A 12,745-nucleotide genomic window follows, 5' to 3' on the forward strand; every position below is an offset into this window, starting at 1 on the left:
GTCACCGGTTCCCGTTTTCGGCCAGAGCGGCGTCGGCGTCCACGATGATCTGCACCGCTTCCTCGACGTCGTCCGTCACCATCATCAGCTCCATGTCGCCCGGGCCGACCTTGCCGTCGGCGAGCAGCCTGCCCTTGATCCAGTCGAGCAGCCCGCCCCAGTACTCCGTGCCCATCAGGATCACCGGGAAGCGCGTCACCTTGCGGGTCTGGACCAGGGTGATCGCCTCGAAGAGCTCGTCGAGGGTGCCGAAACCGCCGGGGAGCACCACGAACGCCTGTGCGTACTTGACGAACATGGTCTTGCGGACGAAGAAGTAGCGGAAGTCGATGCCGACGTCGACCCAGTCGTTGAGACCCTGCTCGAACGGCAGCTCGATGCCCAGACCGACCGACATGCCGCCGGCCTCGGTCGCCCCGCGGTTCGCGGCCTCCATCACGCCCGGGCCGCCGCCGGTGATCACGGCGTACCCGGCCTCGGCCAGGGCCGCGCCCAGCTGGGCGGCGAGCTCGCACTCGGGGCTGTCCGGGGTGCTGCGGGCCGAGCCGAAAACGCTCACGGCCGGCGGCAGATCGGCGAGTGTGTCGAAGCCCTCGACGAACTCCGACAAAATGCGCAGGGCCCGCCAGGCGTCCTTGGTCTTCCACTCGCCGCGGTGATGCGAATCGAGCAACTTCTCGTCGGCGGTACTGGAGGGGATCGATTCACGCCGGAGCGTGACGGCGCCGCGATGACGCTCCGGGGGTACGCGCCTACGACCGTTGGTGCTGTCCGTCATGGCACCCACGGTAGTGCGGACGGTCCGTAACCGGTGAATAACCGGTTGGGTTTTGGCAAGAGGATTGCGACGTCGCGGCCTTTTTGCCAGATTGAAGCAACGGACGGTAGCTCTGGAGCGTCTGTACAGTTACCAAACCCGCACGGCGCAGGCACGGCGCCCGGTCTTCGGCCGGGCATCTGGGCAGAGGAGCCACCGTGATGACCCGTTACGAGCGCATGAAGATGCAGCGCCGCATGCAGCGGCGGATCCGCCTGGTGGTCGAGGAACGGCGCATGGCGCTGGCCCTGCCGCCGGCTTCCGCCGCCGACCCGGCCTACGACCCGGAAGCCACCGTGGAGATACCCCGCGGGGTCACCGACAAGACCTGAGTCACTCGTACGCGGTCAGCCATCTGTGCAGGGTGGCGGCCCCGTCCCGGATCTTCCCGATCTCCACGTGCTCGTCCTGGGCGTGCGCCAGCAGCGGATCACCGGGCCCGTAGTTCAGCGCCGGGATCCCCAGCGCCGCAAATCGCGACACGTCCGTCCAGCCCAGTTTGGCGGCCGGCTCAGCGCCGACCGCGATGAGGAAGTCGCGGGCCGGCGCCGCGGTCAGCCCCGGCAGCGCGCCCGGCGCCGAGTCGGTGACTTCCAGATCGAACCCCGCGAAGACCTCGTGCAGGTGCTCCAAGCCCTGCTTCTCCGTACGGTCGGGAGCGAAGCGGAAGTTGACCTCGACGGCGCACTCGTCCGGGACCACGTTGCCCGCGACGCCGCCGGTGATCCGGACCGCGCTGAGGCCCTCACGATAGGTGCATCCATCGATGGTGACTGTGCGCGCACGGTAGTCGTCGAGGCGGCGCAGAACCTCGCCGGCCGCGTGGATCGCGTTCACTCCGCGCCAGGCCCGGGCGGTGTGCGCGCGGCGGCCGGTGGTGCGGACGAGCACCCGCATCGTGCCCTGGCAGCCGGCCTCGACCACGCCGTACGTGGGCTCGAGCAGGACCGCGAAGTCGGCCTGCAACCACTCCGGATCCGACTCGGAGATCAACTGCAGCCCGTTGTACTGCGACTCGATCTCCTCCGCCTCGTAGAAGAGGTAGGTGATGTCGTAGCCGGGCTCGGGCAGGGTCGCCGCCAGATGCAGGGCCAGGGCGACACCCGACTTCATGTCCGAGGCGCCGCAGCCGTAGATCAGGTCGTCGACCACGGTCGACGGGAAGTTGTCGTTCAGGGGGACGGTGTCGAGATGTCCCGCGAGCACCACACGCTGCTCGCGGCCGAGGCTGGTCCGGGCCATCACGGTGTTGCCGCGACGCTCGGTGCTCAGGTGCGGCGCCTGCCGCAGTACGTCCTCGACGTGGCCGGCGATGACCGTCTCGTCGCGGGAGACGGACTCGATGTCGACCAGGGCGCGGGTGAGCTCCACGGGGTCGACGAGCACGTCAGGGGTCAGCGGGTTGGCCATGAGCGGCACATTACCGCCCGGAGATGAAGCCGTACGGCCGCACGCGGAGCGAGACGGGACGGACACGGGCAGTGGTTTCGCACTAGGATCCTCCGGTCCTTAAAGGTGGGGAGGCGCACCATGCAGGTCGACACAGCAGCGCTCCGGACGGCCGCGGTCAAGCTCCGTGACGAGGTCGCCGAACAGCTTCGACGAGCAGGCATCCAGGCCGGAGGACCCGAACGCGACTTCCGGGTCGCGGGCGCGTTCGACAGCTACACGACACCCGGTCCGTACAGGGCCGCGGTCGCCGCGTGGGAGAAGGAGCTGGAGGTGCTGGCCGAGGCCACCCGCCAGCTGGCCGACGCGCTCGAAGCGGCCGCCGCCGACTACGACACCTCCGACGCCCGCAGCGCCGGACGACTGGCGGGCAGCAAATGAGCGACGAGCTGGACCGCCTCCAGGACGTGCAGGACGACATCCACGACGCCCACGGTGTCTGGGGTGCCAACGACCTCGCTGCAGCATGCACCACCGCGGCGGCAGTACCGACCTTCGGCGGCGACGCCGGTGAGCTACGCGCGATCGCCGAATACTGCGAGGCCGTCGCCACCACTGTGTCCAAGGCCCTCCAGGCGACGGAACCGCTGGTGAACGAGGGCATCAGCCGGGTCTGGGCCGGCGACACCCACGTCAGCGCGAACGAGGCCCTGAAAGCACTCAGCAACGACATGGACCGCGCGAGGACGGCGTTCCGGGAGATCTGCCGCCTCGTCCGGCAGCATGCCGAACCCGTCCGGCGCGAACGCTCCGACCGCGAATCCGCGGTCCACCTCACGGAGATCGCCGCCACGGTCGGCTCGATGACCTGGGGCGTCGTCCCCAACCTCGAGTACGAGGGCCAGGTGATGCGAGACCAGCACGCCAAGGCCATCCGCGCGGTCGACGCCCGCGTGGCCCGGCACATCGAGATGCGCAACGCGGCCGAGGACTTCGCGACGGCCATGCATGAGATCGAGGCGCAGGCGCGTACGAGCCGGCTGAGCGATTCGCCGCTGTCGGCGGTCGACGAGGTCGTGATCGCGGGCGCGGGCTGGACTCCCACGATGGTTCCGGGATCCCCGGTCCTGACGGCGGCGATGGACGACCGCGCGGCGGCGGCCCTGGCGGCCCTGAGCGACACCGACCGGGAACGCCTGACCGGCCTGCTGGCAACGGCCCAGTCCCCGGAACACCGCGCCTACCTCCTGAAAACCCTGGCGGCGGGGTACGGGGTGGAGGACGTGGCCCGCTTCGACCAGCTGATCGCCGGCCACGGCAACGACCCGGCCTGGCTGGACGAACACCTCAGCCCTCTGTCGATGGACGGCGAAAAACCCCTGCCGGGCAAAGACTTCAACCGGATCGGACCGGTCCTGTGGGAGCAAGGCAGGTTGCCCACCTGCGTCGCCTCGTCCACCGTCACCGCCCGGGCCGAGGTCGACCCGCTCTACGCCCTGCAGCTCACGACCGGCGGGCATCCGGACGACCCGGAGTTCGACAACCCTCTCTCGTTCGAAGATCGGCTCCGCGACGAGCAGGTCCGCGTCTACGACGACGGCCGGAACTGGCGACAGGAGCTCTTCAACGGCAGAGGGATGAGCGACCCGCAGTCGACGACGGTCGCCAACGAGCAGATCGCACCGCACACCGGAGTTCGCTACGAGAACGTCGAGACCTCCGACGCAGCGTCGCGATCGGAGATCATTCCCGCGATCGAGCGAGCGGTCGACGTGGGACACCCCGTCCCGTTCTCCATCGATGAGGGCCGGGAAGGTCACCAGATGCTCGTCATCGGCCATTCCGGGAACCAGCTGCAGATCTACAACCCATGGGGTTACACCTACTGGATCACCGAGCAGGAGTTCACCAGCGGCAAGGTCGACGGCATCGACCCCGACATCCCTCGCGAGCCGACGGCAGTGCGGCTGCCGAAGGAGGCCGTCCGATGAGCCGAGCGGGACTGCGGACCGACGAGGAGCTCCTGACCGTCGATGTCCCGGAGGTCATCGCCACCGCGATGTCCACCGCCGATCCTGCCCGTCAGCTGCTGATCGGCGCGGCGGTCCCGGCGGCGCTGCAGGCTGCACTGATCGGCACGCAGCCCAGGTCGATGACCTACCTCGCCGAGATCGTCCGCCGGGGTGGCCTTCGTTTTGCGGCACAGCTGGCCGAGCCACTACCGACGACGGAGCAGACCGAGTTGGTCCGGAGCTGGCTGGCCGTGGACGGTGACGCTCACGTGTTCGCCGGATGGCTGGATGCTGTCGCCGCGATCCTGGAGGCCCGGCTCAGTCGACCGTGATCGTCCAGGTGACGCTTCGCGCAAAACGACGGGTGTTCTCGTTGTCGCAGCCTCGGAAGCAGTTGTTCACGACGACCCTTGCGGTGCCCTGCTTTCGAGCCTCGAACACGAAGTAACGGGTGCCTCCGCCGCCGCCCATCTCGGGTCCGAAGAGCCTGTCGGCCAAGTTGCTCATGACTTTGCGGTTGTCGACAGCTTCGAGCACGCCGTCCGGGGTGGCGGCGGCCGACCAGGAGTCACCCACCGAGGCACCGCGGTCCGGCACGGCGAGGGAGAAGCGGTCGCCCTCGTCGAGATTCACCGTCAGGTCACTCTCGTCGATCTTCGTGCCGAAGGTCAGGTGGACCCGCAGCGCGCCGATGCCTGCGACGACGGCGGCCAGGATGATCACTACGGCGAGCGATCGGAGCAACACCCTTCTCACCGGGCGGACCCTACTGAACCGGCGCCACCGCCGCTGCCCCGAGCTAGTAGGGTTCGCGGGGTGAGTACCGCGATCTCGACCTCGCCCGCCTGGGGCATCGGCCTCGCCACCGTCACCGCCGAGGGGCAGGTGCTCGACACCTGGTTCCCGGCTGGTTTCCTCGGCCTCGGCGCTGCCCCCGCGGAGCCGCCCACGTTGCCCGCCGGTCTGACCGGTCCGAAGGCGTTGACCGGGTTGTCGACGGTTGAGGTGCGGGTGGAGATCGGGTCGCTCGCCGGGCCGATCGAGGACGCCTCGGACGCGTACCTGAGGTTGCATCTGCTGTCGCACCGGCTGGTGCGGCCGAACGAGCAGAACCTTGACGGCATCTTCGGCATGCTGGCCAATGTTGCCTGGACGTCGGCCGGGCCGTGCCCGCCGGAGCGGGTCGACGAGCTGCGGTTCATCGAGCGGGCCGCCGGACGGCACCTCGCGGTGTACGGCGTTGACAAGTTCCCGCGGATGACCGATTACGTGACGCCTTCGGGCGTACGGATTGCTGACGCCGACCGGGTGCGGCTCGGAGCGCATCTGGCGAGCGGGACCACCGTCATGCACGAGGGTTTCTGCAATTTCAACGCGGGGACGCTGGGCACGTCGATGGTCGAGGGCCGCATCGTGCAGGGTGTGGTGGTCGGTGACAGTTCCGACGTCGGCGCGGGGTCGTCGATCATGGGGACGCTGTCCGGTGGTGGCAAGGACAAGGTGTCGATCGGCGAGCGGAGTCTGCTGGGTGCGAACGCCGGCATCGGCATCTCGCTCGGTGACGACTGTGTGGTCGAGGCCGGGTGTTACATCACCGCGGGTTCGAAGCTGACGCTGCCGGACGGCCGGGTGGTCAAGGCCCGCGACCTGTCGGGGGTCAACGGCCTGCTCTTCTGGCGTAACTCCGTCACGGGCGCGCTCGAGGCCCGGCCGCGCAAGGGCACCGGCATCGAGCTGAACGCCGCGCTGCACGCCAACGACTAACGCAACGTTTCCGCCGCGACGGCCTTGACCGCTTCGGTCAGGGCCGTCATTGCTGCTGATTGCAGGCGCCAGTACTGCCAGTGGAGTGGCACGTCCAGGTGCCGGCCCGGTGCGAGGTCGACGAACCGGCCCGCCGTGATGTCGTCGCGGGCGATCTGTTCGGGGACGAGTCCCCAGCCGAGGCCGAGCCGGATCGCGTCGACGAAGGCTGCCGCGGCCGGGACGTAGTGGATCGGCGGGTCGAGGCGGCGGCGGGTCTGTGCGGCCAGGAAGCGGTGCTGGAGGCGGTCCTTGCGGTTGAGGACGATCATCGGCGACGTCGCGTAGTCCTCGAAGGTGCCCGGTGCGGCCACCGTCAGGTAGCGCATCGCCCCCAGTTTTTCGACACGGCATCCCTGCACGGCCACGTCCTGTGCGGTCACGGCGGCCATCGCTGTGCCGGCTCGCAGCAGGTCGGCGGTGTGGTCCTGGTCGTCCTGGTGCAGGTCGAAGCTCAGGGCCAGGTCGGACGGGACCGCGGCGAGGGCGCGCAGGAACCAGGTGTGCAGGGAGTCGGCGTTCACGACGACTGCGAGGCGGGTGCGTCCGCCGCCGGCCGGTGCCCCGCGGGCGGCGTCGAGGGCTTCGCGTTCGAGGAGGGCGATCTGGCCGGCCAGGCGTACCAGGGACTGCCCGGCCTCGGTGGGCTCGCACGGTTTCACCCGCCGGACCAGGACCTGGCCGACGTCCTGTTCCAGGGCCTTGATGCGCTGGCTCACCGCGGACGGCGTGACGTGCAGCGCCCGGGCGGCCGCGTCGAAGCTGCCCTCCTCGATCACGGCCTGGAACGTTACGAGCTGCACCTGGTCCACTTAAGCGATGCTAATGGAACTGAAGAATCTTTAGCTGGAGCATCGGACCGGTCACCCCTAGCGTCAGGTACGTGCTCACTTCCGCCCTCGCCGGTTTTGCCGCCTCCGTCGTGCTCATCGTCGCCATCGGCGCGCAGAACGCCTTTGTGCTGCGCCAGGGCGTTCGCCGGGAGCACGTGATCCCGGTGGTCGTGATCTGCGCCGTCTCCGATCTGATGCTGATCCTGGCCGGGATCGCCGGTCTCGGTGCGGTGGTGACCGCCCAGCCCACGGCTGTCACGATCATCCGCTGGGTCGGTGCCGCGTTCCTGCTGACCTACGCCGCACTGGCCGCGAAACGAGCGTGGCGACCGGGTGCGCTGAAGCCGGCCGACCACACGCCGGCCACCCTGCGCGCGACCCTGCTGACCTGTCTGGCGCTGACCTGGCTCAACCCGCACGTCTACCTCGACACCGTGCTGCTGCTGGGTTCGGTCGCGCAGCAGCACCCGCACCGGTGGCTCTTCGGGGCCGGTGCCGCGGTGGCGAGCGGCGCCTGGTTCTCGGCGCTCGGGCTGGGCGCGCACAGGCTCGCGCCGGTCCTGTCGCGGCCGGCGGCGTGGCGGGTGCTGGACGGCCTGATCGCGATCGTCATGGTGGCGGTCGCCGTCGGTCTGCTTACTTAGGCATCCATCGAGCAATTTGCATGTATTCAGTAGACCTGAGGGCATGCGCAGAGTTCTGGTGTCCGCGGCTTTGGCCGCGGGATTGATGATCAGCGGGGCGGGACAGGCGTTCGCGGCGCCACCGGCTCCGGCTCCGGACGACGGCTGGTCGGTGGAGAAAGGCAACCTGACCTGGCGTTCCGAGCAGCGGGTGCCGATGGGTGACGCCGCTGTCGAGTTCTATGCGGGTGACCGGCTGCTCGGCCGGGCCAAGCCCAAGGCGGACCACCGCACCTTCCAGCTGCCGCTGGAGGAGGCGAGCGACCTCCGCGACCTCCAGGTGCGCGCGGGCGGGCGCCGGATCGACGCGGCCGCTCCCGAGCCGCGGGCGCAGAAGCGCGCCGCGGCACCGGCCGCGACCGAGCCGTTGCCGCCCAGCAAGGTCGATCCCGGTGTCAAGGGTCGCTACCAGACCGTCACCGGTGAATACACGCTGCCCGGTGTGAAGCTGCCGGAGTTCCCGGAACTGGTCGAGATGCAGGGCGTCGTCGTGGCGCCGAAGGGTGCGCCGGGCAAGCGGCCGATCGCGCTGTTCCTGCACGGCCGGCACTCCGTCTGTTACAACGGCGACGACCCGGAGGCACCGCAGGCCTGGCCGTGCCCCGAGGGCACACTGCCGATCCCGAGCCACCGCGGTTACCTGCAGGCGCAGGAGCTGCTCGCCTCGCAGGGTTACGTCACCGTCTCCATCTCGGCGAACGGCATCAACGGGCAGGACTGGGAGGCCGAGGACGGTGGTGCTCAGGCCCGCTCGTCGCTCGTACGCCAGCACCTGGCCCGGTGGGCCGACTGGGCCGGCGCCGGCCGATCGAGCGCACCGGCGATCGTGAAGAACGCGCCGCGCGCGGATCTGTCCAAGGTTTTCCTGATGGGTCACTCCCGCGGTGGCGAGGGTGTCAGCCGCGCCGCGATGGACAGCCTCACCCCGCCGCCGGCCGCGCAGGACGGTTACCAGGGCAAGGTCCGCTGGAACATCCGCGGCCTGCTGCTCATCGGTCCGACGATCTTCGGCCACAACCCGGTGCCGGACGTGCCCTCGGCGACGATCCTCCCGGGCTGCGACGGTGACGTCGCCGACCTGCAGGGCCAGGTCTTCATCGACGGTACCCGCGGAGTCAGCAAGGGCAAGGCCCTGCACAGCTCGCTGTACGTCATCGGCGCGAACCACAACTACTTCAACACCGAGTGGACGCCGGGTCAGGCTGTGGCACCGGCGTGGGACGACTTCTACGGCGAGGACGACCCGGTCTGCAGCCCCGGCGCACCGACCCGGCTGACCGCGGTGCAGGAGCAGACGGCCGGGGCGACCTACATCGCCGCTGCCGCCCACCTCTTCGTCGGCAACGACGACCGGGTGCGCCCGCTGCTCGACGGATCGGGTGTCCGGGCGAAGTCCGCCGACCCGGCCCGCGTCCTCACCCACGCGCTCGGCGCCAACCGCACCGCCGCGCTGGTCCCGGACGAGTCGGTGAAGGTCACCGGGGGACGGCTCTGCGAGCAGGTCGCCCCGGAGCCCGCACAGGCCTGTCTGGTCACGGAGAACTATTGGAGCCCGTCGCCGCACTTCGTCGCGTTCAACGGCATCAGCCCCGAGGCGGGCCGGTACGCCGTCGACCTCGGGGCCACCGCCGGCAAGACCGTGTCGATGAAGCCGGCGCGGGCGATGGACGTGTCCGGCGCCAAGGACCTGGCGCTACGCCTGGTGGTGCCGCCGAACACGAGCGGCAACCGCTTCGGGATCACTGTCGTGGACACCAAGGGCCGGCGTACGGCTCTGGGTGACGTCAGCCTGAACGGGCTGCCCGGCACCGAGTACACGACCTCGTACTGGGGTCAGGAGGTGCGGGTGCCGCTGAAGAAGGTCCGCGGCAAGATCACCAAGCTGGAGATCACACCGCGGGGCGCGGGCGGCGCGTGGCTGATCGACGCGTGGGGCTGGCGTGCCGGCACCCCGGCGCCTCAGGCCACGTCCCTGCCGCGCATCGACATCGGCGAGCTGACCATCGTCGAGGGCAACACGGGCACTCGCACGTACCAGGTGCCGGTGAAGGTGACCGGTCGCGGCACGGGCAAGGTCCGGCTCTTCACCGTCGACGCGGCGACCTACGAGCCGAAGTCCTGGGTGGTCACGGTCAAGCCGGGCCAGCGCTCGATCCCGGTGCCGGTCGTCGTGAAGGGTGACACGCTCTTCGGTCAGGACGAGGGCCAGATCGTCGAGGCCAAGGCCGTCCGCGGCACGGTCATCGGCGACTACCAGGGCGGCCTGATGGTCGAGAACGACGACCCGATGCCCGAGATCAGCGTCGAGCCGGTCGCTGACCGGGTTGCCGAGGGCGGCACCCTGTCCTGGCGCCTGACGCTCTCCACCGCCGCCGAGACCGGCATCTACCTGTACGGGTACCCGGTGCCCCCGACGAGTGGTGTCGAGCTCTCCAGCACCGACGTCGACCCGGACTGGTTCGTGGACAACGCGTACGAGGACCCGGAGCCGTCCCGGCCGCTGTCCGAGACGTGGCTGTCGGCGTTCGGGGCGGTCGAGCCGGGTGAGCTCACCGGCGACCTGACCGTGCCGACCATCACCGACACGCTGGACGAGACGGACGAGGTCGTCCAGCTCGAACTGGTGCTCGGCGTCGAGGACGGCCCGCAGCTGGACCCGGTGACCGGAAGCGTCACCGACTGACCCGGCACCCGACACGGGCGGATCGGCGTGGGAGACCACGCTGATCCGCCCGTTTCACTTGCTCAGCTGGGAAAAACGGACCATGTTGCCGGACGGGTCGCGGAACGCGCAGTCGCGGACACCGTACGGCTGGTCGATCGGCTCCTGGAGCACGTCGGCACCGGCAGCCCGCACCTTCTCGAAGGTCTCGTCGCAGCTGCTCGTCCGGAAGATGACACCCGGCAGCAGTCCCTTGGCGAGCAGGTCGGCGGTCGCCTGCTTGTCCTCGGGCCGCGTGTGCGGGTAGTAACCGGGGATCTCCAGTCCGATCTCGACTCCCGGCTGCCCCGGCGCACCGAGCGTGAGCCAGCGGTTGTCCTCGAAGCTCACGTCGTTGCGGACCTCGAGCCCGACGACATCCCGGTAGAAGGCGAGCGCCTCCTCGTAGTCGTGCACGACCAGGAAGCAGTGCGACAGCTGAAGAGTCATGCCGACACGCTAGAAGGACCGGCCGCGCCCCGCTTCTCGAAACCGAACAGGTTGTCCGAGCCGCCGGGTGACACAGCCGGGGATGACCGCCGCGGCACGGTGGTCGCGGGCGCGGTAGGCCGACGGTGACTCGCCGACCAGGGCGGAGAAGCTCGCGCTGAACGAGCCGAGCGAGGTGGCGCCGACCTGCACACAGACCTCGGTGACGCTCAGGTCGCCACGGCGCAGGAGCGTCTTGGCCCGCTCGATCCGGCGGGTCAGCAGATATCCGTACGGCGTCTCGCCGAAGACCGCCCGGAAGCGGCGCGTGAAGTGGCCCGCCGACAGGTGCGCCGTCCGGGCGAGGTCGGCGACGTCGAGGGGCTGGGCGTACTCCCGGTCGATCCGGTCGCGGGCCCGGCGCAGCAGGCTCAGCTCGTCCACGTCTAGCTCCAGAGGGCGGCTTTGACCGCGGTGCTCAGGGCCGGGATGTCGACCGGGCGGGAGGTGTCGATGCGGAGGACCGGGCCGAGGGCGAGGGGTTCGGCCTGGGTGGCCCAGCCGGCCCACTGAGTGGCGAGGCGTTCGGTGTCGGCGTGCACGCCGGGGCGTTTGCGGGCGATGAAGCGGGCCCGGGCGAGTTCGGGGGGCACGTCGCACCAGACCTCGACCGTGGCGGTGGCACCCGTGCGGGTGATGCCGGTGCGGGCGTGGTCGAGGTCGCGGGGACGGAACCACCACGAGTCCACGACGGCCATGCCGCTGACAGCGGCGGCCAGGGACCACACGGTTTCCATGGCGACGGCGCCCAGGTCCGGCACCTCGGTCACGACCGCCTCGGCCAGCGCTTCCTTGATCCGGTCCTTTTCCAGGCAGGCGGCACCGAGGGCCGCGGCCAGGCGGGGCGCGAGGCTGCTCTTGCCCGAGCCCGGCAGACCGTTCACCATCACCACGTCACGCGCCATGCCAGCACGATGACACAGACGCTTGACCCTCGAGCAGGTCGAGGCACCAGGGTTCCGAGGTGTGGAGAGCAGGATGTACGGCATCGGGGAGATCGCCCGGGCCAGCGGGCTGAGCATCAGCGCGCTGCGGTTCTACGACGGCGCCGGGGTGCTGGTCCCGGCCGAGGTCGACCCGGCCACCGGCTACCGGCGGTACAGCGACGACCAGATCCGGGCGGCGCGCCTGGTGGCGGGTCTGCGCCGGGTCGGGATGCCGGTCGCGGACATCACCCGTGCGGTGACCGAGCTGACCAACCCTCCGGCGGTGCGCAAGCTGCTCGACGAGCACCTGCACCGGCTGGAGGACGGCCTCGCCGATGCCCGTCGTGAGCTCTCCCGCGTCCATGCCCTGCTGGATCTCGAGGAGACCATCTTGACCAGGATCACTCTGCCCGCCGCCGCCCTCGCCGCCGCGCTCGACGCCGTCCGTTTTGCCGCCTCGGCCGATCCGGAGCTGCCGATGCTCGGCGGGGTGCTGTTCGAGACCGGGACCGGCTCGCTGACGCTGGTGACGACCGACCGGTACCGGCTGGCCGTCGCCGAGGCCACCGCTGACATCTCGGGGCCACCGGCCCGGGTGGTCGCACCCTTGCCCCTGGTCGACGAGGTGCGGCCCCTGCTGACCGGCGGCGAGGAGGTGACCGTGGCGCTCGGCGACGCCGGGATCGGGGTGGAGATCGGCGGGCGCCGGCTGGACGGGACGCCACTCGACGTCGCCTTCCCCGATCACCGCCGCCTGATCGACCTCGGTGACGCCCGGCGGGTCACCGTCGACGTCCCGGCCCTGCGCGCGGCGGTCGGCGCGGCGCCGGTCGTGTCCCGCGAGCACGAGGGCAAGGCGTACGACGTGACCGTCCTGGCCGTGGATCCGGCCGGTGCGGTGAAGGTGGCGCAGGAGCACGAGTGGGCCGCCGACGAGGAGGCGCACGTCGCCGTCAACCGGGAGTTCCTGCTCGAGGCCCTCGACGCGGGTGGTGCGGGTCAGCTGGTGCTGGAGCTGGACGGCCCGATCAAGCCGCTGGCTCTCCGCGGAAACGGATCTTTCTCGATACTCATGCCCGTCCGGCGCTGACA

The 12,745-nt window shown here is 70.1% G+C and carries 15 protein-coding genes; 8 read left to right on the forward strand and 7 right to left on the reverse strand.

The window, feature by feature from the left end; genetic code table 11:
• Position 1 precedes the first annotated feature (1 nt).
• On the reverse strand, positions 2 to 778 hold the full coding sequence (locus AFR_RS38700; protein WP_041843292.1) for an LOG family protein: 777 nt from the start codon (positions 776 to 778) through the stop codon (positions 2 to 4).
• Positions 779 to 978: 200 nt separating this feature from the next.
• Between AFR_RS38700 and AFR_RS47200 the strand changes: the two genes are divergently transcribed.
• A complete protein-coding gene (locus tag AFR_RS47200; RefSeq protein WP_169739463.1) occupies positions 979 to 1,149 on the forward strand; it encodes a hypothetical protein in 171 nt (56 codons plus the stop codon).
• A 1-nt stretch (position 1,150) separates the two neighbouring features.
• Here the strand turns inward: AFR_RS47200 and dapE are convergent, their stop codons facing one another.
• Positions 1,151 to 2,227 carry a succinyl-diaminopimelate desuccinylase gene (dapE, locus tag AFR_RS38705; RefSeq protein WP_023562289.1) on the reverse strand — a complete coding sequence of 359 codons (1,077 nt, stop codon included), beginning with the start codon at positions 2,225 to 2,227 and terminating at the stop codon, positions 1,151 to 1,153.
• Positions 2,228 to 2,347: 120 nt separating this feature from the next.
• Here dapE and AFR_RS38710 point away from each other — a divergent pair, with 120 nt between their 5' ends.
• The 3 genes from AFR_RS38710 to AFR_RS38720 are packed head-to-tail and all read left to right on the forward strand — an operon-like array spanning position 2,348 to position 4,550.
• Entirely contained in the window at positions 2,348 to 2,647 is a 300-nt protein-coding gene (locus AFR_RS38710) for a type VII secretion target (RefSeq protein WP_023562290.1), read from the forward strand.
• Positions 2,644 to 4,197: a hypothetical protein gene (locus AFR_RS38715; RefSeq protein ID WP_023562291.1), complete on the forward strand. Its 1,554-nt coding sequence runs from the start codon at positions 2,644 to 2,646 to the stop codon at positions 4,195 to 4,197. The genes AFR_RS38710 and AFR_RS38715 overlap by 4 nt, the downstream gene beginning before the upstream one ends.
• Positions 4,194 to 4,550: a hypothetical protein gene (locus tag AFR_RS38720; protein WP_023562292.1), complete on the forward strand. Its 357-nt coding sequence runs from the start codon at positions 4,194 to 4,196 to the stop codon at positions 4,548 to 4,550. The genes AFR_RS38715 and AFR_RS38720 overlap by 4 nt, the downstream gene beginning before the upstream one ends.
• On the opposite strand, the gene AFR_RS38725 is transcribed toward AFR_RS38720, so the two are convergent.
• Positions 4,537 to 4,974 carry a protease inhibitor I42 family protein gene (locus AFR_RS38725; protein WP_158510594.1) on the reverse strand — a complete coding sequence of 146 codons (438 nt, stop codon included), beginning with the start codon at positions 4,972 to 4,974 and terminating at the stop codon, positions 4,537 to 4,539. The two genes, AFR_RS38720 and AFR_RS38725, sit on opposite strands and share 14 nt — an antisense overlap.
• Before the next feature lie 60 nt (positions 4,975 to 5,034).
• Between AFR_RS38725 and dapD the strand changes: the two genes are divergently transcribed.
• The gene (dapD, locus tag AFR_RS38730; RefSeq protein WP_023562294.1) at positions 5,035 to 5,982 is read left to right on the forward strand and encodes a 2,3,4,5-tetrahydropyridine-2,6-dicarboxylate N-succinyltransferase; all 948 of its coding nucleotides are present in this window, start codon (positions 5,035 to 5,037) and stop codon (positions 5,980 to 5,982) included.
• Here the strand turns inward: dapD and AFR_RS38735 are convergent.
• The gene (locus AFR_RS38735) at positions 5,979 to 6,833 is read right to left on the reverse strand and encodes a LysR family transcriptional regulator ArgP (protein ID WP_023562295.1); all 855 of its coding nucleotides are present in this window, start codon (positions 6,831 to 6,833) and stop codon (positions 5,979 to 5,981) included. The two genes, dapD and AFR_RS38735, sit on opposite strands and share 4 nt — an antisense overlap.
• A 71-nt stretch (positions 6,834 to 6,904) precedes the next feature.
• Here AFR_RS38735 and AFR_RS38740 point away from each other — a divergent pair, with 71 nt between their 5' ends.
• Together AFR_RS38740 and AFR_RS38745 are read left to right on the forward strand one after the other, a co-directional pair.
• Complete coding sequence (locus AFR_RS38740; protein ID WP_023562296.1) at positions 6,905 to 7,498, forward strand: LysE/ArgO family amino acid transporter; 594 nt, start codon at positions 6,905 to 6,907, stop codon at positions 7,496 to 7,498.
• A gap of 43 nt (positions 7,499 to 7,541) precedes the next feature.
• Positions 7,542 to 10,220, forward strand: coding sequence for an alpha/beta hydrolase (locus AFR_RS38745; protein WP_041841460.1), 2,679 nt, complete (start codon positions 7,542 to 7,544; stop codon positions 10,218 to 10,220).
• A gap of 54 nt (positions 10,221 to 10,274) precedes the next feature.
• On the opposite strand, the gene AFR_RS38750 is transcribed toward AFR_RS38745, so the two are convergent.
• Genes AFR_RS38750 through AFR_RS38760 form a run of 3 tightly spaced genes read right to left on the reverse strand, consistent with a single transcriptional unit; the run spans position 10,275 to position 11,632 of the window.
• Complete coding sequence (locus AFR_RS38750) at positions 10,275 to 10,688, reverse strand: VOC family protein (RefSeq protein WP_023562298.1); 414 nt, start codon at positions 10,686 to 10,688, stop codon at positions 10,275 to 10,277.
• A 9-nt stretch (positions 10,689 to 10,697) separates the two neighbouring features.
• Entirely contained in the window at positions 10,698 to 11,123 is a 426-nt protein-coding gene (locus tag AFR_RS38755; protein WP_041843293.1) for a helix-turn-helix domain-containing protein, read from the reverse strand.
• Positions 11,114 to 11,632 carry a P-loop nucleotide/nucleoside kinase family protein gene (locus AFR_RS38760; RefSeq protein WP_023562300.1) on the reverse strand — a complete coding sequence of 173 codons (519 nt, stop codon included), beginning with the start codon at positions 11,630 to 11,632 and terminating at the stop codon, positions 11,114 to 11,116. The genes AFR_RS38755 and AFR_RS38760 overlap by 10 nt, the downstream gene beginning before the upstream one ends.
• A 73-nt stretch (positions 11,633 to 11,705) precedes the next feature.
• On the opposite strand from AFR_RS38760, the gene AFR_RS38765 reads away from it, so the two are divergent.
• Positions 11,706 to 12,743, forward strand: a complete 1,038-nt coding sequence (locus AFR_RS38765; RefSeq protein WP_023562301.1) for a DNA polymerase III subunit beta family protein — start codon at positions 11,706 to 11,708, stop codon at positions 12,741 to 12,743.
• Positions 12,744 to 12,745: the final 2 nt, after the last annotated feature.

The sequence above is a fragment of the Amorphoplanes friuliensis DSM 7358 genome (genome assembly GCF_000494755.1).
In the GTDB taxonomy this organism is placed as follows: domain Bacteria; phylum Actinomycetota; class Actinomycetes; order Mycobacteriales; family Micromonosporaceae; genus Actinoplanes; species Actinoplanes friuliensis.